Below are 24,910 nucleotides of genomic sequence, written 5' to 3' on the forward strand. Positions count from 1 at the left end.
TAATTATTGTTGTAGCAATGTTTTGTATTGTGTTTCAAATTGAGTAAAATAATGAAAAAGAAATTGATTATTATAACGATCATATTCTGTCTGGTACAATATTTTGATAGTGCAATAGGGTATGGATCAACGGCGACAGAAGAAGCAAAAGCGCGTCGTGGTTTTGTAAATGAAGCTGCGCTGACTCAAGCAGAAGAAGAAAGAAAACGAGTTGGTCGTGTAAATGATGCTCGCTTTACTCAAAAAGAAGAAGAGCGAGACCTTATCAGCAACCACGACTATTATGCGAGCGCAACTGAAGCAGCGGAAAGAGCAGCAAGAAACTAGGTTTTATCCTTGTTCAATGTGAGCTATCCCTGTTCAATAATACTGACAGTGCTTCCCTGTACACCTTTTTCAACAAAAAATTGTACAGGGAATTGATCTTTCATGCTTGGCAAATGTGAGACGATAATAATTTTTGAAAAATCGTCTTGTATTTTGTGTAGTGCATCCATAATATGTCCCAATCCTTCTTCATCTTGTGAGCCAAAACCTTCATCGATAATAAGTATTTGTAATGCAGTTCCGGCGCGGCGCGCAAGTAATTTTGAAATTGCTATGCGTAGTGCAAAATCAATGCGGAAGGCTTCACCGCCAGAGAAAAGTTCATATGGTCTGATGCCAGCTTGATCGGAAATTTTAATATCTAATGTTTCTTTGGTGCCGCCTTTTTTTAAATCGCGTAATGATTCAATAAAAATTTGTGCCTGATTATTGGTGAGTCGTGACAATAAATAGTTTGCTTCTTGCTCAATTTCTGGAATTGCTTCTTCAATAAGCAATGCTTGAATTCCATCCTTGCCCGTTGCTGTTGCAATAGTTTGGTAATCATCAATAATTGATTCCAACAGTGCAATAGTAGTCTGTTCTTTCTCAAATTCATTTTTTATTTTGGTCAGATGTTTTTGCTGATTTTCAATGCTCCCTTGTGCGTGGGATAGTAACTCTTTGCTGTTTTTAAGTGCGGTGTGCTGATTTTCAAGATCTTTTTCTTTGTTTTGCAACAGCTGTAGTTGAGCGTCAAGATCACCAAGTGCACTGCGTTTTTTTTCAGTGTTCTGTAATTCTGCATTACATTGTTTGAGAGATGTGCAGAGTTTGTGAACATCATTTTTACGGTTTTCTTGTTGTGCAACATCTTTTTGGAGTATTTCGTAATCAGCAAGTTGAGATTCAATCAATTTGAGTTGTTCTTGATCTTTTTTATAATCATGTTCGCGATACACATGGCTAGACAATTGCTTTATAAGCAACTGCTGACGTTCAATGAGTGTACGATACTCTTGATCATGTATGTGTATTGTTTGATCATTCCGATCAGCTGCTTCTTGTTGTTTGATAGCAATTATTTTTGCCTGTTCAGCAAGATCTTTGTTTTGTTGTTCGCATATAGCTGTATGTGCAGTAATCTGTTGTGCTATTTTTATGTGAGTTGCAGTTAATTCTGTAATTTTTGATGTCAAGACAGCTGCGTGCTGCACAATTTCTTTATTTTTTGTAATGTGTGTGTGTTGATTAATAAGAACTTCTTTGAGTGTTGGAATAATGCGCTTTAATCGACGCAAGCGGTGTGCCAAAAAAGATTCTTGTTTTTCAAAATTAAGTTTTAAAAATCTCCTGCGTGAAGCTGATAGGTTTTGTTCACACAATGGGCAACTTGGATCATCTTCGTGCACTAATTTTTTTTTATTGGATAAGCTGTTCAGCTCGCTATTTATCCAATTGCCAAGAGAAACAAATTGTTGGTATGCAGCTTTGCGTTTCTCTAAGTGTGCTTCTTCGTGTGCAATAGCATCAGGTTCTTGTGTTATTTTTGACAATTCTTGCTGATGTGTTGCAATGTGTGCAATAACAAGAGCTTCTTCTTTGTGGTGTTGTTTGATGTGTTCTTCGGTGCTCATAATCAATTGTTGATGATTTTTATGTTCAGCACGTAGGCGTTCTAATTCAAGCTGTAGGGCATGATTTTTTTTAGTGTGTTTGTCTTTGTACTGTTGTTCAACGGTGGTAATATGCTGAGTTACGTTTAATAAAGCTTGTCTATGTTCAAGGTTTTCTTGAAAAAGTTTTTGATGTTCTACAATGGTAGCGATTGTCTTACTTTTTTCTTGTTCAAGTTGGTGAATGCTGTGTAAAGATTGCTTTTTTTTGTTTACTGTACGCCATTGAAACAGTAGTTCACGCAGTTGCTTTTTTTGTGTTGTAATCTGTTCGTTGAGTTGTTGTAGCTGAAATGAAAGATTATGATGCTGTTTTTGTTGTTCATCATAGATAGTTCGTTCATCCAGATGCGCACGCTGATCGGCATGTAACTGTTTTTCTGTTTTTTCTATGGAACGCATCTGCTCAGTAAGATGTTCAAGTTCCGCATCAAGCGCTGCTTGTGCAGTAAGCTCCTGTGTTCTTTTTTCTTGGAGCGTAGTTAAGACTGTTTTTTTTGTTTGTGCATCTTTTGTTTTTTCGAGAGCAAGCTTGCGGATTACTTCGTACTGATCAAGGCCAAGTATTGTTGCTAAAATTTGTTTACGGTCTTTGGGTGATTTTTTTGAAAATTCATTTGAGCTGCCTTGGCGTAAAAATGCGGAGTTAGAAAATGAATCAAAATCAAGACGTAATGTTTGTTCTATTTTTTCTTGTGTAGTACGAATTGTTTTATCAGTGAGAGGAATAAATGTATCAGTATCACTATCAATCATGCCAAATTCAAGCGTGTTAACTGGCTTACCGTATGTTTCCATGTATTCACGTCGGACTCTGTATGTTTTTCCACCAAAAACAAAATCAAATACAACAAGCATCTGTGTTTGACCCAATCTGAGTAACCCTTGATCAGCTTTTGTTGCACCAGATACTTTGCGTGCTTGACCCCATAGCGCCCATGTCATTGCATCTAACAGTGCTGATTTTCCATGACCATTTTTACCGGAAAGGCAGATAAGGGAGTAATTGGTAAAATCAATTGTTTGTAGCGTTGGACCGTAGCTTAGGAAATTTTTTATTTGCAGTTTTTGTGGAATCATACCGTATCGCCTTATTTTTGTGATGTGCGTTTAAGTTTAGCATGATTTGTTTTATCCTTCGATATATTTTTGCAAAGAGCAAAAACACTCAGGACGAGCGGAAGGTTATACATTTGTCAGAATCTTGATCAAACAGTATAGTAGAATAAACAATGATATAATATTGTTCGTTTCCTTCGACAGGCTCAGGACGAACGGAGTGAGGAACCTTGGTTCCCGTTCGTGGTGAGCTTGTCGAACCATACGAACACAAGAGGATTTAGGGATGATGAAAGAAACAATTTTTCGAGAATATGATATTCGCGGTCTTGTTGGTGATGAATTAATTATTGAAGATGTGTATGACCTTGGTCGTGCAATAGCATTTTATTTGGTGCAGTTAAATAGTGCGGTAAAAACAGTAATTGTGGGAATGGATGGAAGAACGCATTCACCGGCGATAAAAAACAATTTATGCCGTGCACTTACTGAAAGCGGTCTCAATGTTATTTTTATGGGAGTATGCACATCTCCCATGATGTATTTTGCAACGTACACTGTGCCAGTTGACGCAGGAATCATGATTACGGCATCGCACAATCCTAAAGAATATAATGGACTAAAAATATGTCTTGGTACGCAGTCGTTGTGGGGCAAGCAAATACGAGAAATTGGAAAATTGTACTTTGAAAAACAACATTGCATTCCGCAAGCGCATGGTACATATACTGAGCAGTCAGTAAAAGATGCTTATATTGCATGGCATGCAGAAAAATTTGCTCATCTGAAAAACGCTGATCTTGCAGCAGTTATTGACTGTGGCAATGGTGCAGCAGGTGTTGTAATACCAGAAATTATTACAACAATGGGATGGAAAAATATTCAACTATTATGCGCAGAAGTTGATGGCACTTTCCCAAATCATGGAGCAGATCCTGTTTCTGCAAAAAACATGCAAGATGTAAAACAAGCATTGGAGACAACAGATGCGGTTGTTGGTGTTGGGTTTGACGGTGATGCAGATCGAATGGGAGCTATGACAAAAGATGGCGAACTTGTCCCAGGAGATAAGTTGATTGCTCTTTTTGCGCAACCAATGGTTACACAATATCCCGCTATGGTTGTTGTGTATAATGTTGTGTGCTCCGCTGGACTCACTGAATTACTCGAAAGTTGGGGGGCAAAAACTGTTGTAACGCCCGTTGGACATTCGATTATAGAAGAAAATATGCATATACATCACGCACTGCTTGGAGGAGAAACCAGTTGCCACTTCTTTTTTAAAGATCGTCATTTTGGGTATGATGATGGAGTATATGCGATGTTTAGATTGTTTGAGTTATTAATACAGTCAAAAAAAACTTTATCACAGTTGTTAACGGTGTTTCCTAAAAAAGTTACCTCACCAGAATTTCGTCTTCCTTGCGATGAGGGTAACAAGTATGCAATGGTACAAGAAATGAAAGGTTTATTTTACCAGAAAAAAAATGTAAAAATATTGGCCATCGATGGTGTGCGGGTAACAACAGATTATGGATGGGGAATTATACGTGCCTCTAACACTCAACCGGTGCTTTCAATACGGTTTGAAGCAAACACAGAACAAGATTTGCAGCGTGTAAAAGAAGATTTTATTTCGGTGTTATCACAGTATTTTAGTGATGGATATTTGCGTGAACAATTGCAGATGAATTATGAAAACAATGACAAAAAATAAATGGTCATACAACAAGAAGGATTATGCATGCGCTTTTCACACATCATGGGATTACTCATTATATCTGTTATCTCGCAAAATCAATGCATGGATAAAAAAATTGACTTTAGTCGACAACATCATGTAGTGCTTCATTTATCTGACGGAAAAGATTTTTCCATAGAAAAGTGGAAAATTTTTCAATCGGCGGCTCTTCATAAAGACTATTTACGTCGACAAAAAAGGTGTGGTGATGAAGTTAAAAACATGTCTTTATTGTATAGCAACATTAATTCACAAGAGATAGATTTGTATAGTAAGGCTTGTGAGTGCGAACCAGGAGTACCATTCAAGAACTATTTTCAATCATTATCATTAGAAGATCGAAGATTGTTACTTACTGTGGCCGGAAAGTATGCCATGGTTGATCAAGAATGCCAAAAAAAATTGAACAGTTCTTGTCTTACTGCTCAACTATGTGGTGTTTACTTTGATAAAAATATTGTTAGTTCAAAGATAGCTCCTCATATGGAACGGTTATCTTGGTTTCTTTATTGTCGGAATACGGTAGTGCAAGACAATCTTCCATATTTTTTTCCTGATATCTGCTACGATACGTTGAGGTATAGATTGACTGATGAAGGTCATATACAACTTGTTCCGGAGTGTCTTAAATGGGGTTCATATGATGGTCCTTATAATACTCTTTTGATTAATAATAATGATAAAGAATTTGTAACATATTTAATCAAAGGCGTTGATAGTTGTTATGAATACCGCGTCACAGCAGCAACTCCAAAGAGTACAGATGAAGAAAGAAATAATCAACGTTTGTTAAGATTGGTAAATCGTGATACAAATAGGGACACACCAATCTTAATAGAGCACGAAGATGATATCGAATATAGTCGATTTAGCCCTTCAGGAGAATATCTGTGTACACAGTCAAACAAAATGGTATTGTTATCGAAAATAATGAGAAAAGAAGATAATTCATTAGCTGTTTTCAGTTTATCGATGCCAACTTCTGCTTCTTGTTTGTACGCTTTTTTTAATAAAAAATCTACAGCACTTGTACTTAATTGTTGGGATCAAGATAATAATCGAGGTGGTTTGAGCCTGTGGGATATTACCAACAATGATTGTGTTAAAAAATTTGAACAAGATGGGGCGTTCACAACAGGAATCTATAATGATGAAGGTGATAGGTTGTTGATTATCTCAGAGGAAGATGGTGTGAGTACGCAGACTTTGTGGAATACAGCCAATTTGTCCGATATATATCAGATAGGAAATTTAAGGGCCGAAGAAAAAGATCTTTTTGTAAAGACTGTCTGTGCTCCACATGGAAAAGAATGGGCTAGTGTTACATATGCTGGAAAGGTTATATTTACGAATGAGATTGATGCTCAATTATTTTCTTTAGAAGAACAGTTAGATAAATGTGTGATCACAGCTAAAAACTCGACACAGATAAAGATATTATACAGTCCAGATGCATTCTTTGTTGCTATTGTATATCCACATCAGAATAATTGTTTGATGGTTGGTTTATATAGCGCTCTCAATTATGAAAAATTAGGTACTTGGCCAACATCAGCGCAAGGAATAGGATTTACTTTCGATAGTTGCCAATTAATTCTTAATCTAGGTAAAAATGTTTGGGGAAAAATACCGCTATTTAACCCAAATGATTGTAAAAATTTGGAAGATTTGGGATTGAATAGTTCAATTCATCAATTAGCGGCGCTGTATAGGCTTGCCAAGGTTCATCAAAGTAAAGATACGGTAGAATTATATGAAGAGGAACCAGATTATAAAGTTTTGCAATCATTATCAAGAACTTCTCGCGATATTATACAAAGAAGCTTGCCTGTTCCAACGGTAATCAATAATAATAAAGAGTTGATAGAGATTGGTAAGGATGTTCTGAAAAGAGTAGAAGATCAGTATGATGATACTGTAAAAAAGATACAAGATTGGTGGAAAAAGCTTTAAAAAAGAACATCCGGCCATGAATATTTGGCGTGAGTGGCTGCAGATGAGTATTCAATGACAAAAAATAGAATTGGTGTACATATTCGGATGCGTTCGTCATTGAGAGAATTATTACAAAGGGCAGATTCTTTGGATCTGCCTTTTTTTCAATGTTTTCTTGTACCACAAGAATCAGGAAAATTGATTCCGGTAATCAGAGAAGATGTGTATGAATTTTTAAGAATAAGGCGTGCACGATTTAATGATTTATTCTGTCACGTATCGTATTGGGTTAATTTATCAAGCCTAGGCAATAATGGGTTTACGCAATTACGTCGCGAAATTACTTTTGCAAAGCGGCTTGAATTTACACATTTTGTGTTGCATGCGGGCACTGCAAAAGGAGCGCTTGATAAAATACAGGGAATTGATGCGCTTGCTGTAGCACTTAATAATCTTTTTAATCGTGAACAAGATATTGCTGTTTTGTTAGAAAATACGTGTCATGGGAATTTGGCTGTAGGCAGTGATATTTTTGATTTTAAACTGTTACTTGAAAAAATTAATAAACCAGAACGTATTAATTTTTGTATTGATACTGCGCATGCATATTCATTTGGTTATGATATTGCAACAATGAGTGAACAAGAAAAATTTATTAATTTGTTACAGACAACTATCGGTATTGAACGTATTAAACTTATACATTTGAATGATACGGTAGAGAAGCTGGGATCTCGTATCGATCGGCATAGTATTGTTGGCCAAGGGGTTATTGGTGAAGTTGCGCTTAAAAATTTTGTTATGCATCCACTGTTACAACATATACCTTTCTTATTAGAGCTACCTGATTTACCCGTTGAGCAAGAATTAGCAGTGCTAGAAAAAGTGAGACAGTGGTAACATATCACGTCACTTTTTTTCGTTGTTGTAAAAATAATAGAGATCTCTATTATGGTACCCAATGCAATCGTTTTCATCGCTTCTATTTTTCTTTTCTACTGTATTGTAGGCGAGCAATCAACGTGTTTAACTTTATGAGAGTCTATGAAAAGGAAGATATGCGAAAAGCGTTTGTGTCTTCGAAAAAATTTTTAAAAATAGTTGCAATATATTCTAGAAAAGGGCGGTTATCCAATGGGAGCTTTCAAAAATTTGATACAGCGTACTTTTAATACGATTATGAGTCTTTTAGGTAAAAAAGATGACACCATTGAATATGATAGCAAAGATATCTATAGAGGGTACAAAAAAATTATAGGAAAAGCATTTTTTCCTGCTGAGTGGTCTCGACAAGAAGTAATCGATAAAATTTTAGAAGCATATGATAATTATCAGGAAAAAGGAACAATAAGAAGTATGCCTGATGGTAAACATAGAATTAAATCTGTTACTAATGATGGAGTGGAAATAATAATGTATATAACCAAAAATGCCGAATTAAAAATGGCCTATCCTGTTGTATATAAAGGAGTGTGAATTGGAATTTGTTAAGTTAATTCTTATGGGAAATTTTCTTTCCTATGACGCTTGTTCAAGTGTAGAAATGTGTAACTTGGGGATTTTTCTAACAGATGATGCAGCAGAAAAAGTTTCATCGTTTAAAGAATGGCTTACTGATGATAATGATCTTTGTACTTGTAGCAATGCTACAGCATTAGAAAAAGACAATGGTTTTATATTGATAAAAGATCTTTATTCAGAAGAAGAAGTGCCAACGCAAATTAAGCTTACGTATAATCAATTTTTGCAGATACTGAATGATTGGGAAGAAAAAGTGGTCAAGTTGTGGCCAAAAGAAGTAATTATCAAGCGTGAAAATGATCAATTTGTTTTCGAAACTAAAAATGGTTAATCATGGATAGCATAAAAAAGATGGCTCTCTATTATTTAGAAGTGTTAACTTTTAAGATATTGGGAGTGCTTTTTTTATTAGCGTTTGCTGTTGATACGAATGCATATTTTGAAACGACTTTGCCCGATAATAGTTTACGTCAAAGCATAACTTTGTATGAGTATACAAACGATAGCAATGAAGATCGCAAATTCTATTCCCGCCAATCGTACAAGCATCGTAGTAACCTTAATTTTGGTTTTTTTGAGCCATTGGGTCAGTATAGTAATCAGCAATTACGATTGTATTTTGAAAAAAGTGGTTGCTCTGAAAAAGAAATACTTAATCAACGGCATCTTTATTTTTCTGAGGATTTTGTAAAGTTGGCAAAAACATATCCAGGATATGCTGTTACCATAAAGGCTTTACACAAACAATTTGAAAGCACTAGTAGAACAAAAAAACTAGTTGATATTTTATGGAGCGGAAAATATCGTGCAGGGTTGCAAAAGCGCATTAATCAACTTTATCATGAAATTAGCTCAAAAAATCCAATTTTATTAAAACCTATTTTGTCTCCAAATCAATGTAATGAATATAGAGAGTTGCAACAGTTATATAGTCAAGATTTTCCTTGTCTTTCTCAGGCCATTAAAAAACGTTTTCAAGCAATTGCTGAATTACAAAGAGGAAAGGAACATTTTTCTACCCAGCCCTATCATATTGATAGTAATGTTTCACAATTGTTACTCAAAAACAACTATTATCCAGCTGGATTTATAGAATGCATTGGCAATCAGTTGCAGCATGTTATTCATCAAGAATCAATAGATATTTTGCAATATCTGAGCATCTTGTCTCCACTCTTAATTCTTTATTCTTATCAAAGTGGATTGGTTGATTGTGTAGCTGCAATACGTGATTACAACGAGCAAGGTTTTATCGATAATGCGGTCTCGATAGCAGATTTTTGTTGGACTTTGCTTGATTGCGGGCAAGCAGTGGCCGAGGGGGTTGCTCTTGGTTTATATGCAACAGCACAGGATTTTGTTGATCATCCTGTTATGACTACAGCAATTGCAATTGTTGGCAAACCAGTTCTTATTTACCAGTTATGCAAAATCGTCTATAACGTTGCAGAAATTGGAATAACAACGTTGATTAATCCTGATAAAGGTAAGAATAAATGGGATAATTACATTCAACCATTAACTCAACTCATTTCTGAGATTGAAAATAAAAATATAACGGTGCGTGATTGTATAAAAGGCGGTTCTGCTTTTGCTACGGGTTTGATGGCACAAGGCAAATTGCTTAATGGATTAAACAAATTCTGTAGGACAGCTCATCGCAGTACTCTTACGTTTATCAAAAATAATCCCCTGAGTAATCCAAAACAATTTGTTACTACTCCAGAGGGAATAATTCATGATATTCCTTGTAATATCCAAAAAAATTATGAAAGCATGTCTAATCCTGAAAAAGGTCAGTTGTCAATAAATCATGTCAGGGTGATGAATCCAAGTCGCTTAATTTTAGAAACAGCATATGCAAAAATAACTCCGCAGCTGAACAAAGATATTGGTTTAATAAAAAGTGAGTATGCAAAGAATGTTCGTAAAATTGAAGGTAAAGATTTAAAGATTTGTTTTGAGCATATTTTAGGAATAGACATAGGGCCCAAGGTAAAAATTCAAAAATTTGATGTTTCAGGTTTTCATCATGATTTGGGATCTATTATGGAAAAAAGCAAGGCGATCAAATTGGTAGATAAAACTAAGGATAGATTTGGGTATTATGAAGCAAATTTACACATAGGTGATAAATATTTTGGTAGAAAAACATTTTTTCCTAGTGATTGGCCTCGTCAAAAAGTAATCGATAATATTTTAGAGGTATATGACAATTTTATAAAAAGTGCAATAAAGCCAGAGCTGTCGCCCGATGGTAAATATAAAATCATTGGATTCACTCAAGAAGGCATTGCGATAGAAATGCATATCACTCAAAAAGGGATAATGAATACTGCTTATCCTATAATTAAATAACCTGGGAGACTTCGTGGAATTAGTTAAATATATAACATTATCTCATAACAATAAGGATTATTACTCTTATAAATCTGCATCCAATATAGAAATGAGTATTCTCGGTCAATTCTTATTCAGCGAAGTAAGAAACGATATTTCTTTTTTTAAGAAATGGTTTTTTGATGAATTATCAGATAGTGCTTCCAATAACTGCACTATATTAGAGAAAGAAGATGGATTCATATTGATTAGAGACATGTATTCTGAAGAAGAAGAGCCTACTCAGCTTAAGCTTACTTATGCTCAATTTTTGCAAATACTGAACGATTGGGAAGAAAAAGTTATTCAATTAAAACCTAAAGAAGTAATTATTAAGCATGAAAATGATCAATTTATTTTCGAAACTAAAGATTAATACATACCGTATCGGTTATAGTAATTAAAAAAAGGGGGGCTAGTAATGCGTATTGCAATTAGTGGGTTTGGAAGAATTGGACGTACTTTTTTGCGTTGTGTGTTGCAAGAGCACAAAAAGCATCAACAGTTGCAGATTGTTGCCATCAATATTGGTAATTCACAGCCAGAGTTTACTGCTCATATGTTTAAATACGATACATTAATGGGCACCTATCCCGGCGATGTTTCCATAAAAAATGATGAATTAATAATAGATGGTCACCGTATAAAAATTGTCGCAGAGCTTGATCCAGAAAAATTACCCTGGAAGGCATTGAATATTGATTGGGTTGTTGATTGTACCGGCAAATTTACGCATCGTGATGGAGCACAAAAACACATTATTGCTGGAGCGCATCGAGTTCTGATTTCTGCACCAGCACATGATGAAGATGTTGCAATTATTCCTGGCGTTAATGAACAGGTATTTGATGCGCAAAAACACAAGATAGTATCATTGGGTAGTTGTACAACAAACGCGTTTATGACAACGCTCAAAGCTCTTGATGATGTATTTGGTGTTGTACGTGGATTTATGACTACAACGCATGCATATACCAATTCACAAGTACTGTTGGATGTTGATGCAAAAGATTTGCGATTTTCTCGTGCTGCTGCACTTAATATTATTCCTGCAACATCAGGTGCATCTCAAATGGTGAGCAAAATATTGCCACATTTGGAAGGTAAGATTTCCGTTATTTCTATGCGTGTTCCTGTTGGTAAAGTATCATTGATTGATTTTGTGTTTGAAGCGAAAAAAAATCTATCAATTGATGATATTCATCAAGCATTTATTCAGGTATCAAAAGCTGGTATGAAAAATATTCTCGCTTTAACAATGGAACCACTCGTTTCATCTGATTTTAGCGGTAATGATAACTCCGTGATTATTGACGGTCTTTTGACTAACGTAAACGGTTCAATGGGACAAGTTTTTGGTTGGTACGATAATGAATGGGGCTACTCGCAGCGCATGAAAGATTTTTTGTTGTATGTGAGTGAAAAATGAGCAAATGAAGGATGCCTCTTATTATTCGATGAGAACTAAATCTTTTTTGATAATTGCGCGAAATGTATCAGAACATTTATTCCAGTCAACAATGTCAACCTTGTAAGGCAAATCTGATTCTTCGAAGTCTTCATCAAGACGAGAAAGAACGTTTGATGGAATATGGTCGAAAAAACAAAGATCAAGATCCGATAAGGGTTTAGGATTACCCCGTGCTCGAGATCCAAAAGCATAGAATGAGTATGGATATTTTGACAAAATTTTTTGTACGATTTGCCAATGACGTGGTTCTATAAAAAGCATATTATGCGCCTATGTTTTTTAAAAAACTGTTTATTTCTTGCGAAAAATTAGGTAACACATTGATGACTTCTTGAGCCTCTTTTTCTTCATAAGTATGAACTGTTAAATTCCGTTTTTTTATAAAATCAAACCATATTTCCGGGTTTTTGATAAATCCTTCAAGAGCAGCCATTCGAAATACTTCTCGAGGAGAGTTTCCTATTTTACCCCGTACTTCTAGTAATCGTTTCATCATCTTCCACGATAATTCAAAACAATATTCGAAAGCTTGAATTGCACCAGCTTGTTCTTGTTCGGTATCAAGATTTTGTCGAAAAAGTTCAAACTTTTTAAACGCTTTTAGAAGGGGTTCTATGTTAATGGTATCAATTATCATTTTCGATTCCTTTTATATCTTTGTTACATAGGTTACTCTACAGGCTAACTATAGTATTACACCAAGATAAAAAGATCACAATGATATGGGTAATTATGCATATTGCACTTCACAATCGTTGTTATTTATTCTATTCTAATAGTGCTGCTACGTATTTACTACGTGCTTCTTGTTTGATAATTATATTATTAAGACAAAATATAACCCAATCCAAAGTTTCTTTTTTCTGTGGGGGGTCCCCATGTGGAGAGAAACGGAATATGGGGAATAAGGGCCTATAGCTCAGTTGGTCAGAGCAGCCGGCTCATAACCGGAAGGTCCCAGGTTCAAATCCTGGTGGGCCCACCAATATAACATAAGTTACAAAATTGACCCAATCCATGGTTCATAAAAAGAAGGGTCCCCGTGTCTAATCCAACCTCCACTATCGTTTCGGCCGGGTACCTAATTGAAACGAAGTGAAAATTGTGTTAAAAACATGGGGTCAAAATACATGAGTGATCATCCATTTCTACGATTTATTAATCTCGTCACCTTTGATCAAAAGCTCCAATCTCTAGAAAATGAAAAAATAACCGTTGAGAATGAAATCGCTGCTCTCAGAAAGCAGGAAAATGACTATGCGCGTGATCTTGAAGATTTACATAAGCGCGTATTTCAGTTAAAAAAAAGAGTTGATGAGCAAGAGTTAGAGATGAAGGTTTTGGATCAAAGAGAAAAAGACAAGAAAAAACATCTCGAAAATCTTGCTGATTATAAAGACTATCAAGCGATAAAGACAGAAATTGACAGTATTCAGCGCATGCAAGTTGAGCAAGAAAAAAATGTCTTGGATGCATGGAATCAGTTAGAAAATTCGCAACTGAGTGAGCAGAAAAAAACGAATGAACATACACAGCAATTGCAGGCACTTCATGAACGCATGAAGGAATTGGGAGAAAAATATGCTGCATTGGATAATGAGTGTGCTACTTTAATAGCGCAACGCGTAGACATGGAAGCGAATGTTCCTGCAGAGTGGTTAGAAAAGTATACAATGATGCGTGCGCGTGTAGCGGATCCGGTTGTTGAAATTTTTCACCAAAGTTGCGGAGTGTGCTCTCAGATGATTACTAGCCAAGATATGGTGAGAGCGCGACATGGTGCTCTTGTGCAGTGTCAGAAATGTTATCGCCTTTTGTATGCGCCAGAAATTATGGAAAAGCATACTTGATCTCCATACTACTTTTCATTTCGTATGGGGACCCCTGTTAAGAGTTATGAAATGAAATTAAAGCATGGACTCAAAAAAATAAAGGTTTACGTTGGTAAAACAGCTTGATTTGTTTAATAATGTATCACATTCAGAAACAAACAAAACAGTAGTGTGGACGCTTTTTGTAGATGGGGCATCTCGTAACAACCCCGGACCTTCTGGTGCTGGTATCTATATTGAAAAAGATGATGTGTTGGTAATCAAAGAAGGTTATTATCTGGGTATAAAAACCAATAATCAGGCTGAGTATTTGGCTTTATTATTGGGTCTTTTTATTGTAGCAGAGCATGTAAAGCGTGATGATAGTGTTCGTATTGTTTCAGATTCGCAATTGCTTGTTCGTCAGTTGAAGGGTGTTTATAAAGTAAGACAACCACATTTGCAACAGTTGTATGCAGCGTGTAAAGAAAAAATGCAAAAATTGGGTGCAACTATTGCGCATGTGTTGCGCGATGAAAATAGCGAAGCTGATGCAATGGCTAATCATGGTGTTGATTGTAAAAAACTTCCTCCTAAACATTATATTGCGTTATTAAAGCACCATGACATTGTTCTCTAAGGCTGAAGTCATCCAATTTTTTATCCTATTTCTTTTTATCCCATCCGCGCTCATCCTGAATTTGCCCGCCGTCGCTAAAGCTATGGCGGACTGCGCCGGTCGAAGTCTTGACGAAGGCTGGTTGAAGGATCAGAGCGCTTTATTCTTCAACAGGTTCAGAATGAGCGCCAAGACCATTTTCGTGTTGATTTTTATTCTATTTTCATCTGAATTTTTGCATGCTTCTCGTTGGCCATGGGTAATGGCTCCAAATAATACTGAAAAAAACTTTTTAGTATCGCCAAAAAAACGCACTGTTATACGATCAAGAACAAGTTTCAAGCATGCAGTTGTATGTGATAGGATGCACCATGTATTTCCGAGCGTATCTTCTTTTAAAAAAGCACTCGAAGAAATTAATGTAACAAGTAATGTGTTAGAAAGTGTATTTGCCAATGCACGTAAAAAACGATCAAAGATGGTGCGAGTATTACTTTCGCAGGTTGATAATCAAATGCCAACAGAATGGCGATTTGCCTCTCCTCAAGGTTTTATGGTGCAGTTAGGTGAAGATACAAAAAAAACAATAAAAGTGCCCGCGCTTGTTATAAAAACAAAGCGGGGCGTTTTGTTTTATAATGGTAAACGAGTTAAAAGTACACTGCGATTACGACCAGTATGTGGTCATGGAGAATGTAACGGTACTACGTATGATGGTGAATTTTACGTTATGGTGCACAAAGACAAATTTTTGTGCATAAATCAGCTTGATTTAGAAGATTACATTACTGCGGTACTGCGCACTGAAAGTTGGCCAGGATGGCCACTGGAAGTAAACAAGGTATTTGCAATAGCATGCCGAAGTTACGTTATGTTTAAAGCGTTGGAAGCAAAACGTAGTGGTAGGCCATATCACGTGAAAAATACTAATGAGCATCAAACATATCGTGGTAAGCACGAATTGCCATTGTTAAAAGCTGCAGTTGAACAGACAAGAGGTGTGGTGCTTGGTTTTGAAGGTAAGCCGATTTTGGCAATGTTTGATTGTTGTTGTGGAGGAATTATTCCTGCACATATTGATAATTTTGATTTTAATAAGGTTCCCTATTTAGCACGCACGTATGCATGTACGTATTGTAAGCAATCTTCATTATATTCATGGCAAGTCTCATATGAGCAAACAGTCTTTGATGCATTGTTAAAGCAATATCAACAGGATATTCTGCGATTGTCGGATATTCATGTCATAAAAAAAGATAAAGCGGGATTGGTAACTGAAGTAAGATTGAGGGGGCCAAAACATACAACTATTATTCCTGGTAAAAAACTGTATTCACTACTTAAAGAAGTTAAAAGTTTTCACTTTGATGTATGCAAAAAGTCCGGTAAAATAATATTTACCGGTCGTGGTTTTGGTCATCATATTGGATTGTGTCAGTGGGGTGCGCGTCAAATGGTACGTGACGGGTGGGATTATAAATCTATCTTGCGGTTTTATTATCCAGGTGCTTATTTTATGCACTTAATATAGTAAATTTTGTATGTTTCTTGTTATATACTGAAAGCTTTCAGTAATGATGACATTAGAAATAGAAGTATATTCTTTGCATTTACCTTAACTCAACCTGAACGATTGTTTCGACCGGGTACCAGGGTTGAGCGGAGCGAAAGCTTGGTTAAAAAATTATGAATACAAGTTTTTCTTCTTTTCAGCGTCTTTTTTTCTATATGAGACCTTATCGTATAAAAATAGCAGTCGCTACTGTGTGTGCTGTGTTGCAGAATATTTTTGATGTTTTTCCCGAAGTGCTGATTGGTATTACCATCGATGTTTTGGTAAATAAACAAACTTCTTTTTTGGCGCATTGGGGAGTCGTTGATGTTTTGTCACAATTATATATTTTGGCTGGATTAACATTCATTATATGGTGTTGCCAGGCATTATTTGAATATTTAAGTGATACATCATGGCGTAATCTTGCACAAACAATACAGCACGAATTACGCATTGACGCATATGGACATATGCAACAATTAGAAATGGCATATTTCGAAGATAAAAGCACTGGTGAATTACTGACAGTTCTGAATGAAGATGTAAATCAGTTGGAACATTTTTTTGATAAAGGTATTGCTGATTTTATTTATTTTGTAGTCAGTGTTTTATTGGTAGGATTTATCTTTTTTTATTTGTCGCCCGTTGTAGCTTTTTTTGCATTTTTTCCTGTTCCTATCATTTTTTTTGTTGCGAGTACATTTCAAGGTCGTTTAGGGCAGCTATATACCAATGTACGTGAAAGTGCAGGGACACTTGGGGCGCGTCTTGGTAATAATCTTATTGGTATTTCTATCATTAAAAGTTATACAACAGAAGAATATGAATTAGATCGATTGCGAAAAGATAGCGGTGCTTATAGAGATGCGCATGCACATTCTATTGCGGTAAGTTGTGCATTTATTCCGATTGTTCGAATGGCGATTGCATTTGGGTTTGTCATTACGATAGTTCTTGGTGGTTGGTATACATTGCAAGGTACTTTGGCAATTGGTGGTTATAGTATTTTGGTATCGATGACACAGCGGTTATTGTGGCCATTTATTTATCTTGCAAAATCGATGGATGTGTACAAACGGTCTATGGCTTCAGCCAACCGTGTTTTTGCTGTTCTTGATACCCCGATTGGTATAAAAGATGGAGTTGTTGCCGATCCAATCAAAGAAGTAAAAGGTAAGATAGAGTTTAAGGATATCTCTTTTGCGTATCCAAGTGGCGTTCAGATTTTTGATAATCTTTCCATTTCAGTTGAACCTGGTCAGACTGTTGGTGTTGTTGGCTCTACCGGAAGCGGTAAAACAACGCTCATTAAGCTATTATTGAGATTTTATGATCCTGTGCAAGGATCAATTATGCTTGATGGGGTTTATACCAAAGATCTTAAGTTACGATTGTTACGTCAGGCTTTTGGCCTTGTCAGTCAGGATGTATTTCTTTTTAAAGGTACGGTCAAGGAAAATATTGCCTATGGTGCGCCCCATGTAACTGACGAGCAAATAGAATATGCTGCACGGATGGCAGAAATACATGATTTTATTATGAGTTTGCCTCATGGATACGATACTATTGTTGGGGAAAGAGGACAAAAGCTTTCCGGTGGCCAGCGGCAGCGTATTTCCATTGCACGAGCTATTGTAAATAAGCCACCAATCCTTATTTTTGATGAAGCAACCGCATCTGTTGATAATGAAACAGAATCATCCATTCAGCGTTCTTTAGAAAAAATAGCAAAAGAACATACTATTTTTGTTATAGCCCATCGTTTATCCACTGTACGTCATGCCGATAACATATTTGTGCTCCATAAAGGGGTAGTCGTAGAAAATGGCAAACATGATGATTTGCTACAGCTAGACGGAGTTTATGCCAAATTGTGGCGAGTCCAAACTGGTGAAAAGCTTTAGATTTATATAATCTATTTTTTTAATCTATTTACAAATAGAAAATCCAATTGCTATAATCATAGTAAATGACATAGTATTCAAGAGTTAAAAGTGGAGAATATGTATGAAAATTATGAATATAGCATTGCTGAGTGTGGCATTGATTGCTGCACTTACCTTTCAAACAGATACTTTTGCTGGAACAGTAGGACAAGCTATGCCTATTGTGCGGTCAACTGCAACAACATCTGATAACGCTGATAGCGTAATAAATACTGAACGTGAAAAAGTAGAGCAAGCGATTATTGATACCGAAACAATTAAAACAGCAGCAACATTGGCTATCAATAAAGCTCGTGAACAATTGGTAAACGATGAAATAAGCGCTGTAGAAGCTGCAAAAATAATTGGTGAGCAGAGCTATAAGATTGAACAAGCAGAAATGCGATTGGCAGAGCTAGTAAAGCAATCAGTAGAAGAAGTTGAAGCGGCTGAAGCTCAAGCAAGTTATATGAGTCAATTTATTTCCGGTGCTCAAAGCATTGGTGCACGAGCGTTAGCGCCGTTTAGGGCTGGGTATGGTTATACAGAACAAGAAAAAGGTATAGCGCGTGCAATTATTGCTGAACTAAGTAAAGCTTTGGAACAGATCGGGAAAGAGTATGCAATAAGAATGCAGGCAGCCTCTGAGGAGGTAGGCATTCGAGCTATTCAGGCATTCGAGCTATTGAGGAGGAATGAATGGAATCAAATCAAGCAAGAACTTGAAAATGAAATATATCAGCAACAACTTATTACTGGTGATGCAATGAGTACCAATAGAAAGTTATTCTGGGGTGCTGTTGGTTTAGCTGGTGCGGTTGTAGGTGGAACGCTTGCTAAGCAATACTTAGGTACACAAGATTTAAGTACGCAAGTGCCAGCAGAGGATGAACGGTCACTTGCAGAGCAAGCATTGGAAAAGTTAACTAAAACTGAACAACTTCGAGCTCCTGAAGAGCAACCATTTGGTGGAAGTATGGAAATTGAAAGTGCATTACAACAGGGCGAAAAATCACTTGCTGAAAAAGGGGCAGATTTGATTAGTAAAGAACTGGCAAAGTTGCCAACAGAGACACAAGAAGAGTACAGAACAAGAATAGAGGAAGCTCAAGGAATTTGGTCTAGATCAGCTGAATCCTCAGCTGAAGCAAGAAAACAACTACAAGAGCGACCACGACGTTCAGCAGAAGAACAAAGAGAAGTAGTATCTGAAGTTGGTAGAGAAATTTCTGAAAAAGCGGGAGCTACTGGAGGAAGACTTGTTGATGCTCCGCAATATCGGGCTATTGATGAGCCACGATCTGGTCAAGAAAAAGAAGAAAATGACGATGCATTAGCTGCTAAAGTTCAAAACCTCAAAGAATTAGCTCGTAAACAGCTCGAAAAAATAGATAAAAGTGATTTGTCTGAAAAAATTATAATTAATGAGCCGAAAGAGCCATCATATTTGGACTAGGTTCTGTGAACGAAATTTAAAAATGGTTTAAAAAAAGATATGCTTCCTTAAAAAGCCGACAAAGCTATAAAAAGGAAGCAATAATGCATTACCTAATAAAAGATACAGATTTTACAAAAATATTAAACTTTTTGCTTACAATCAAAGGAATTCATAAATAGTAAGAGCCCATGCTTGCTCAGCAGGCTATGGAAAAAACTCTCAAGCACAAGAAAGTCTTGGAAGAAGCAAGGGTGGTTTTACAACAAAAATACATGCTTTGGTTGATGCCCTTGGTAATCCCCTAAAATTTTCACTCACAGCAGGACAACGACATGATATAACTCAAGCAACATATTTAGCAAATAATTCATTTGATACAACAATACTTGCAGATACAGCTTATTACGCTAAACACTTTATCGATCAATTTTCAAAAAGGCCTTGCATACCTCCTCGACCAATACAAAAGAACCCTTACCTTACGATGAATATCTTTATCAAGAGCGACATGTAATAGAATGTTTTTTTGGTAAAATTAAGCATTTTCGTAGAATTTTTTCTCGCTTTGATAAATCTGCTCTTTCTTATCTCTCATTTTTACATTTTGTAGGAGCTTTAATTTGGATCAGATAAAATTTCGTTCACAGAACCTAGCGTTGGTGAGTATGCCGACGCTACTTTTTTATTCCATCAATTTTTTGTAATCAATATGTCCAATCAGATCACTTGCGGAAAGATTTACCGTATCCTGTGTATCAAATCGTTTTGTAATTTCACCATTTTCTAAAACCCATATTTTTTTGCCAATAACAAGTGCTAGTTCCGGATCGTGTGTAATGAGCAGAGTTGTCATTTTGTGTTCATTAATAAATTTGATAGCAAATTGTAACAACTTTGTTGCTGATTGTGGATCGAGTGCTGCAGTTGGTTCATCAAGCATAAAGAGTCGTGGTGGTAATATTGTTGCCATAAGAAACGCAAGCAATTGTCGTTGGCCACCTGAAAGATCTTTCATTGGTGTGTTTAATATTTTTGATGATCCCAAGTTGAGTTTATCAAGTTCTGCTGTCAAATGGCTTGGGAATCTGTTCATGCCATTGATTAAACTAACTGTTTTGCCTTTGTAATTACTGAGTGCCAAATTTTGTGCAACGGTCATGGATGCAACACCATTGAGTTGTGGGTTTTGGAACAATCTGCTGATAAGTGTAGCGCGATGTTGTTCATCAAGATGTGTGATATCAGTTCCATCAAGAAAAATTTTTCCGCTTGTTGCTATGCGTTTGCCACTAATCATGTCAAAAAAAGTACTTTTTCCTGCACCGTTAGGGCCAACAATAACAATAAAATCACCCGTGTTAATGGTGCAAGAGATATTTTTAAGAATATGTTTGTTATCGATTGTTACTGAAACATTTTCAAATTTTATCATGATTATTTGCCTTCGGCATAATAACGAAAATTGTTAAACTGACTTGGTGGATCTTCTCAAATTCTTTTGTGTTTTTGTCTTGAGTCTCAATTTCTTCATTGGGGTCCCCGACGGAGAGAAGCGAAGTTGGGGTTAAAGTGTCTTTTTAATGTAATCATAAGAATAATAAGTAGAGCAGTAATTAATTTATTCCACTCTGGATCAACATTAAATTCAAACGTTGCTGCAATAATTGCTTGATACAATATAGCGCCAATTAAAAGATTAAAACTAAATGCATGTCCAAGTGTTTCAGAAAGAATAAGACCTGCAAGTGCAATAATTAAAATACCAACGCTTGACCAAATTGAAAAATAACCAACATATTGCACAAAAAGAGCTCCTGCGAATGCAGTAAGTCCATTGGCCATCATGAGTGCTGCAATTGTGTATGTATGCGCATTTTTTCCTAAATTTGTAAGCATTTGTGGATTGTCGCCCACTGCATTAAATAAATATCCGCATTCTGTATTTAAAAACCATTTAACAATAAGTAGCAATCCACAAATGAGAGGTAACAACAAAACAATTTTCATATTATTCATATCAATGATGTCAAAGAATGTTGTCTTGTTACCCAAAATCATATTCGATCCAGCAATTTTAAGGTTGATGGAAAATAGCGCGGTTGTTACAACAATACCACTAATCAGGTTGTTCAATTTTAATTTGGTGTGCAGTAATCCTGTTGCAAGTCCTGCAAGTGCGCCTGCTATTATGACAAGGGGAAATGCAACTATCCAAGAAATATTTTTTGTTAATAATAATGCCATGAGTGCACCACCAAGACCAAAGCTTCCTTCAACAGAAAGGTCATCGAAGCGAATGATGCGTGTTGTAAGATAAATAGACATAACAGGTATGGAAAAAATAAGTCCGCGTTCGATAATTCCTTGTATAATCAACCATTCAGAGACCATGTTTTATTTTCCTTATTCATTTTTAGTTTATAAGCATGATTGTATCAGAAATGAGTGTTGAAAGTATGATATTTTTATAATTCATTATTTTTCCTTACACAGTACGCATTAAAAAAACCCCAGGTTGTGATGACTGGGGTTTTGCTTGGTATTTCTATGTACGTATAATTTAGCTATTCCCCAGAGTTGTAAAAAGGCGATAAGTAAAGGCAAAGCTAAAGAATAGATAGGCATTGTTAACAATTAAAGAGTACGAACGCAACGATTCCTTTGAAGGAACGTGATGATGATTTGTATGATTATGTAATTTCATAATAAGTTCTTTATTGGTACTCACTTGCTAACAATTCAATTCTAACACAACTCTTTCAAAGCGCAAGAAAGCTACCGATTATTAGAATGAAAAATTGCCCAGACAGTTTCTATATCGTTGTCATTCGGAAAAGTAAATGGTGCATCAAGCACAGCAACAGAATCATTTACGGGGTTATAAACATAACTACTCTTATGATTAATTGGAATGAATACCAGACTTGAAGACCGGTGCCAATAAGGCCCGTTTATCCTATTTTTTGCTTTGTTTTCCAAAAATTTTTGATATAAGTTTTTTCCATTTGTTATCAATTGATCAATGTCAAATTCTCTTTCTTGTGTTCCGCGATCTTGTATAAGAATACCATTACTGCAACATATTGGCTGTACCGTGCGCAATGTGCTTTTTTTGACTGGTTGCTGTGCAATAGTGTTTCTCTTCTTTTTACCATCCACTTTGGGCATTTGTTGTGTATGGTCTACTTTTAAAGCACGATCATTATTTTGTTGCATAGGCTCATTACCTAGTAGTTTTACAATAGGAACTTTTTGTTGTTGAACTGCGATATTGATTTTGCTGCTAAATTTGTTTTGGATTGCTTCAAAGCTTGCTTTGGATAATGGTAATCGGTTTTGTGGAAAAAAATCTTTAATTTCGTCATCTATTGGCCAAAAAAAGGTTATGGGAGATTCTTGGTTTCTTGATTGCTGTTTTTGAACAAATGCTTCTATCTGTTTTTGCTCATCCATAGCAATGCATGCAAATGGCTGCATTAGTACGGAGATAAGTAACATTTTTTTATAATTTTTCATGTGTTCCTTTATGAAAGTAAGGGTATTTTATTTTTTATAATTATAACAGAAAATAAAACATATAACAAATGTCATGGTTGTTGCTGTTTTGGATAAGAGCCTATCCCTAAACTCAAAAAAATGTCTTAACCAGCAATGCAGACTACCCCTCTCCGCTCGCCCTGAGTGTTTTTCAACCCCATGTTCCATTTCATTTCACACGGGGACCCCGGCGTAGAATAACGAAGCTGGGGATAAAGGGTGTAGTTTAATAAAAACCTTCTATGTTTTATATTCTTCTTATCGTTGAGGTTTTCAAGATTAATCATTCTTAGAATTACCCTTCGATACATTTTTGAAGACAAAAACACTCAGGGCGAGCGGAGCGAGAATAAATTATTTTAATAAGATTTTAGTTTAGGGATAAGCTCTAAATAAAAAAGGGACAGTGTTGCTACAAGGGTGTTTTGACTTGTTTTGACCATGTGCTATGGCATTAGAAGCAACTTTAAGCCATAATGAGCACTATAAAAGTTGATTTTTTTGTAAGCAAGGAAATGGTATGCCAAACTATAAAGGGCATCTAGTTGGCGGATTGGTAGTCTATGGAATGATTTTTTTTGGATTATTGGGTGCACTAAAGCCATCAATGCTTACCGCAGGAGAATGGCTTTTGTTTACCCTGGCCGGAGCATTGTTTCCTGATATTGATATTAAAAGTAAGGGACAGAAATATTTTTATTATGTTATTTTTCTGTTTTTTATTGTGTTGGTAGCAAAAGAACAGTTTCATACATTGACGTGCTGTAGTTTTATTATTATGTCACCAATGCTTGTGCGGCATCGCGGAATTTTTCACAATCCATTGTTTGTCACTGCAATGCCACTTTTGGTATGGTTTTGTGCGAGCATTATGGTACCACATGTATCGCGACAACTTTTTTTTGATGCCATGTTTTTTATAGCTGGCGCACTTTCCCATATCTGGCTAGATTTTGGAACGAGTCAGATGTTTCGACGATTACTGAGTAGAAAAAAAAGTCGGTAACTATTATTTTGTTTTGTTAACTTTATAAGATTTGCAATCCATGCTACCCATACTACATAGAGCAAGATTACATAGGCAGGAAGAATAATCGGTTATTAGAGTAGAGTAAGATTCATTTATGGTAGCAAGGTTACCTGTGCAAGGAGAGAATAGGCAGGACCAATCTTTATTATTTATTGGAACAATGAGTACATGGACAGTAGAGTCAAAATAGGGTCCATTCTCTTTATCATTGAGCATAATTTTCTGAAAAATATTATCACATGATTCTTTGAATATTGGGACGAGCTCGTGTCGAGTGGTAACGTTATATTTTCGCATGAGACGCTTCACTGCAAACCAATGGTCTCTTGCTGAGCGTTCCTTGCTTTGATTTTGTTGAGTTTGAGTGGTAATTTGTTTTGTTAATTTTTCTACGACATCTTTCTTTTGTTTAATTTCCTTTTGTTTTGCAGAAGTTTGATTTTTTAGATCAGACAATTGTTGATCTAAAGATGCTTTGAGAGACTTCATTTCCTCTTGTTTCAACAAGAGTTCCTTTCCTAAACTGATATGATTCATGCTTGCTGTTGTTGTTTCTTGAACCTGGGATAATGATTTTTTTGGTGCTATTTTTTGTATTGCCTTAAGATTAGGCTCAGACAATTTTAAAAGGGGCTCTCGAAATTGGTAAGGATACATTTTGTTGGAGCAATAATCTAAAATTTCATGCAAAGAAGATTCTTTTTGATTATCCATGCCTGTACAAAAAAAAGATTGACTGAATGCAGCAATAATAGCAATTGTTTTATGTAATTAAAGACAGGTAAACCACTAGTTTTACTAGTGTGACTATCAAGGCTTGGCCCTCGGATTCCATAAAAAAAATTGTCGTATATATTTTTCTATTAGCTTGACGGCGAAATAGGAAAATATATGACGACAATATTTG

General features: G+C 35.9%; 22 protein-coding genes and 1 tRNA gene. 16 read left to right on the forward strand and 7 right to left on the reverse strand.

Annotated features, from left to right (window positions below; translation table 11 throughout):
• Positions 1-51: 51 nt before the first annotated feature.
• Positions 52-327: a hypothetical protein gene (locus VJJ26_02900; protein HLC07111.1), complete on the forward strand. Its 276-nt coding sequence runs from the start codon at positions 52-54 to the stop codon at positions 325-327.
• A gap of 23 nt (positions 328-350) precedes the next feature.
• Here VJJ26_02900 and VJJ26_02905 read toward each other — a convergent pair whose 3' ends face one another.
• Positions 351-3,062 carry an SMC family ATPase gene (locus VJJ26_02905; GenBank protein ID HLC07112.1) on the reverse strand — a complete coding sequence of 904 codons (2,712 nt, stop codon included), beginning with the start codon at positions 3,060-3,062 and terminating at the stop codon, positions 351-353.
• A 265-nt stretch (positions 3,063-3,327) separates the two neighbouring features.
• Here VJJ26_02905 and VJJ26_02910 point away from each other — a divergent pair, with 265 nt between their 5' ends.
• The 8 genes from VJJ26_02910 (at position 3,328) to VJJ26_02945 (ending at position 12,046) form a co-directional block, all read left to right on the forward strand.
• The gene (locus VJJ26_02910) at positions 3,328-4,758 is read left to right on the forward strand and encodes a phosphomannomutase/phosphoglucomutase (GenBank protein HLC07113.1); all 1,431 of its coding nucleotides are present in this window, start codon (positions 3,328-3,330) and stop codon (positions 4,756-4,758) included.
• Positions 4,759-4,785: 27 nt separating this feature from the next.
• Positions 4,786-6,735: a hypothetical protein gene (locus tag VJJ26_02915; protein ID HLC07114.1), complete on the forward strand. Its 1,950-nt coding sequence runs from the start codon at positions 4,786-4,788 to the stop codon at positions 6,733-6,735.
• 54 nt (positions 6,736-6,789) lie between these two features.
• Positions 6,790-7,617, forward strand: a complete 828-nt coding sequence (locus VJJ26_02920) for a deoxyribonuclease IV (protein ID HLC07115.1) — start codon at positions 6,790-6,792, stop codon at positions 7,615-7,617.
• Positions 7,618-7,851: 234 nt separating this feature from the next.
• Complete coding sequence (locus tag VJJ26_02925; GenBank protein HLC07116.1) at positions 7,852-8,193, forward strand: EndoU domain-containing protein; 342 nt, start codon at positions 7,852-7,854, stop codon at positions 8,191-8,193.
• A gap of 1 nt (position 8,194) precedes the next feature.
• Positions 8,195-8,569, forward strand: coding sequence for a hypothetical protein (locus VJJ26_02930; protein ID HLC07117.1), 375 nt, complete (start codon positions 8,195-8,197; stop codon positions 8,567-8,569).
• A 2-nt stretch (positions 8,570-8,571) separates the two neighbouring features.
• Positions 8,572-10,596, forward strand: coding sequence for an EndoU domain-containing protein (locus VJJ26_02935; GenBank protein ID HLC07118.1), 2,025 nt, complete (start codon positions 8,572-8,574; stop codon positions 10,594-10,596).
• Positions 10,597-10,609: 13 nt separating this feature from the next.
• Positions 10,610-10,993, forward strand: coding sequence for a hypothetical protein (locus tag VJJ26_02940; protein HLC07119.1), 384 nt, complete (start codon positions 10,610-10,612; stop codon positions 10,991-10,993).
• A 45-nt stretch (positions 10,994-11,038) separates the two neighbouring features.
• Positions 11,039-12,046, forward strand: a complete 1,008-nt coding sequence (locus VJJ26_02945) for a type I glyceraldehyde-3-phosphate dehydrogenase (protein ID HLC07120.1) — start codon at positions 11,039-11,041, stop codon at positions 12,044-12,046.
• Between the two features lie 21 nt (positions 12,047-12,067).
• On the opposite strand, the gene VJJ26_02950 is transcribed toward VJJ26_02945, so the two are convergent.
• Together VJJ26_02950 and VJJ26_02955 are read right to left on the reverse strand one after the other, a co-directional pair.
• Entirely contained in the window at positions 12,068-12,349 is a 282-nt protein-coding gene (locus VJJ26_02950) for a nucleotidyltransferase domain-containing protein (GenBank protein HLC07121.1), read from the reverse strand.
• Position 12,350: 1 nt separating this feature from the next.
• Positions 12,351-12,725 (reverse strand): HI0074 family nucleotidyltransferase substrate-binding subunit, encoded by a 375-nt coding sequence (locus VJJ26_02955; protein HLC07122.1) that lies wholly within the window; start codon positions 12,723-12,725, stop codon positions 12,351-12,353.
• Positions 12,726-12,996: 271 nt separating this feature from the next.
• Between VJJ26_02955 and VJJ26_02960 the strand changes: the two genes are divergently transcribed.
• From VJJ26_02960 to VJJ26_02985, 6 genes are all read left to right on the forward strand, one after another.
• Positions 12,997-13,073: transfer RNA gene (locus VJJ26_02960), tRNA-Ile, on the forward strand.
• A gap of 145 nt (positions 13,074-13,218) precedes the next feature.
• Positions 13,219-13,938 (forward strand): hypothetical protein, encoded by a 720-nt coding sequence (locus VJJ26_02965; GenBank protein ID HLC07123.1) that lies wholly within the window; start codon positions 13,219-13,221, stop codon positions 13,936-13,938.
• A gap of 91 nt (positions 13,939-14,029) precedes the next feature.
• Entirely contained in the window at positions 14,030-14,539 is a 510-nt protein-coding gene (locus VJJ26_02970) for a ribonuclease HI family protein (protein HLC07124.1), read from the forward strand.
• A gap of 160 nt (positions 14,540-14,699) precedes the next feature.
• Entirely contained in the window at positions 14,700-16,049 is a 1,350-nt protein-coding gene (locus VJJ26_02975; GenBank protein HLC07125.1) for a SpoIID/LytB domain-containing protein, read from the forward strand.
• Positions 16,050-16,204: 155 nt separating this feature from the next.
• Positions 16,205-17,977: an ABC transporter ATP-binding protein gene (locus tag VJJ26_02980; GenBank protein HLC07126.1), complete on the forward strand. Its 1,773-nt coding sequence runs from the start codon at positions 16,205-16,207 to the stop codon at positions 17,975-17,977.
• A 103-nt stretch (positions 17,978-18,080) separates the two neighbouring features.
• Positions 18,081-19,454: a hypothetical protein gene (locus VJJ26_02985; protein HLC07127.1), complete on the forward strand. Its 1,374-nt coding sequence runs from the start codon at positions 18,081-18,083 to the stop codon at positions 19,452-19,454.
• 664 nt (positions 19,455-20,118) lie between these two features.
• Here the strand turns inward: VJJ26_02985 and VJJ26_02990 are convergent.
• The 3 genes from VJJ26_02990 to VJJ26_03000 form a co-directional block, all read right to left on the reverse strand.
• Positions 20,119-20,868, reverse strand: coding sequence for an ATP-binding cassette domain-containing protein (locus tag VJJ26_02990; protein HLC07128.1), 750 nt, complete (start codon positions 20,866-20,868; stop codon positions 20,119-20,121).
• A gap of 95 nt (positions 20,869-20,963) precedes the next feature.
• On the reverse strand, positions 20,964-21,827 hold the full coding sequence (locus VJJ26_02995; protein ID HLC07129.1) for a hypothetical protein: 864 nt from the start codon (positions 21,825-21,827) through the stop codon (positions 20,964-20,966).
• 384 nt (positions 21,828-22,211) lie between these two features.
• On the reverse strand, positions 22,212-22,952 hold the full coding sequence (locus tag VJJ26_03000; GenBank protein HLC07130.1) for a hypothetical protein: 741 nt from the start codon (positions 22,950-22,952) through the stop codon (positions 22,212-22,214).
• 541 nt (positions 22,953-23,493) lie between these two features.
• Here VJJ26_03000 and VJJ26_03005 point away from each other — a divergent pair.
• Complete coding sequence (locus tag VJJ26_03005; protein HLC07131.1) at positions 23,494-23,979, forward strand: metal-dependent hydrolase; 486 nt, start codon at positions 23,494-23,496, stop codon at positions 23,977-23,979.
• A 3-nt stretch (positions 23,980-23,982) separates the two neighbouring features.
• Here VJJ26_03005 and VJJ26_03010 read toward each other — a convergent pair whose 3' ends face one another.
• Positions 23,983-24,717, reverse strand: coding sequence for a hypothetical protein (locus tag VJJ26_03010; protein HLC07132.1), 735 nt, complete (start codon positions 24,715-24,717; stop codon positions 23,983-23,985).
• Between the last annotated feature and the right edge of the window lie 193 nt (positions 24,718-24,910).

The sequence above is a fragment of the Candidatus Babeliales bacterium genome (assembly GCA_035288105.1).
Lineage (GTDB): Bacteria > Babelota > Babeliae > Babelales > Vermiphilaceae > SOIL31.

Excerpts from the sequence above, each read along its gene's own strand:
- VJJ26_02900 (HLC07111.1), top strand. The coding sequence starts at position 52 with ATGAAAAAGAAATTGATTATTATAACGATCATATTCTGTCTGGTACAA.
- VJJ26_02905 (HLC07112.1), bottom strand. The coding sequence starts at position 3,062 with ATGATTCCACAAAAACTGCAAATAAAAAATTTCCTAAGCTACGGTCCA.
- VJJ26_02910 (HLC07113.1), top strand. The coding sequence starts at position 3,328 with ATGATGAAAGAAACAATTTTTCGAGAATATGATATTCGCGGTCTTGTT.
- VJJ26_02915 (HLC07114.1), top strand. The coding sequence starts at position 4,786 with ATGCGCTTTTCACACATCATGGGATTACTCATTATATCTGTTATCTCG.
- VJJ26_02920 (HLC07115.1), top strand. The coding sequence starts at position 6,790 with ATGACAAAAAATAGAATTGGTGTACATATTCGGATGCGTTCGTCATTG.
- VJJ26_02925 (HLC07116.1), top strand. The coding sequence starts at position 7,852 with ATGGGAGCTTTCAAAAATTTGATACAGCGTACTTTTAATACGATTATG.
- VJJ26_02935 (HLC07118.1), top strand. The coding sequence starts at position 8,572 with ATGGATAGCATAAAAAAGATGGCTCTCTATTATTTAGAAGTGTTAACT.
- VJJ26_02945 (HLC07120.1), top strand. The coding sequence starts at position 11,039 with ATGCGTATTGCAATTAGTGGGTTTGGAAGAATTGGACGTACTTTTTTG.
- VJJ26_02950 (HLC07121.1), bottom strand. The coding sequence starts at position 12,349 with ATGCTTTTTATAGAACCACGTCATTGGCAAATCGTACAAAAAATTTTG.
- VJJ26_02955 (HLC07122.1), bottom strand. The coding sequence starts at position 12,725 with ATGATAATTGATACCATTAACATAGAACCCCTTCTAAAAGCGTTTAAA.
- VJJ26_02965 (HLC07123.1), top strand. The coding sequence starts at position 13,219 with ATGAGTGATCATCCATTTCTACGATTTATTAATCTCGTCACCTTTGAT.
- VJJ26_02975 (HLC07125.1), top strand. The coding sequence starts at position 14,700 with ATGAGCGCCAAGACCATTTTCGTGTTGATTTTTATTCTATTTTCATCT.
- VJJ26_02980 (HLC07126.1), top strand. The coding sequence starts at position 16,205 with ATGAATACAAGTTTTTCTTCTTTTCAGCGTCTTTTTTTCTATATGAGA.
- VJJ26_02985 (HLC07127.1), top strand. The coding sequence starts at position 18,081 with ATGAAAATTATGAATATAGCATTGCTGAGTGTGGCATTGATTGCTGCA.
- VJJ26_02990 (HLC07128.1), bottom strand. The coding sequence starts at position 20,868 with ATGATAAAATTTGAAAATGTTTCAGTAACAATCGATAACAAACATATT.
- VJJ26_02995 (HLC07129.1), bottom strand. The coding sequence starts at position 21,827 with ATGGTCTCTGAATGGTTGATTATACAAGGAATTATCGAACGCGGACTT.
- VJJ26_03000 (HLC07130.1), bottom strand. The coding sequence starts at position 22,952 with ATGAAAAATTATAAAAAAATGTTACTTATCTCCGTACTAATGCAGCCA.
- VJJ26_03005 (HLC07131.1), top strand. The coding sequence starts at position 23,494 with ATGCCAAACTATAAAGGGCATCTAGTTGGCGGATTGGTAGTCTATGGA.
- VJJ26_03010 (HLC07132.1), bottom strand. The coding sequence starts at position 24,717 with ATGGATAATCAAAAAGAATCTTCTTTGCATGAAATTTTAGATTATTGC.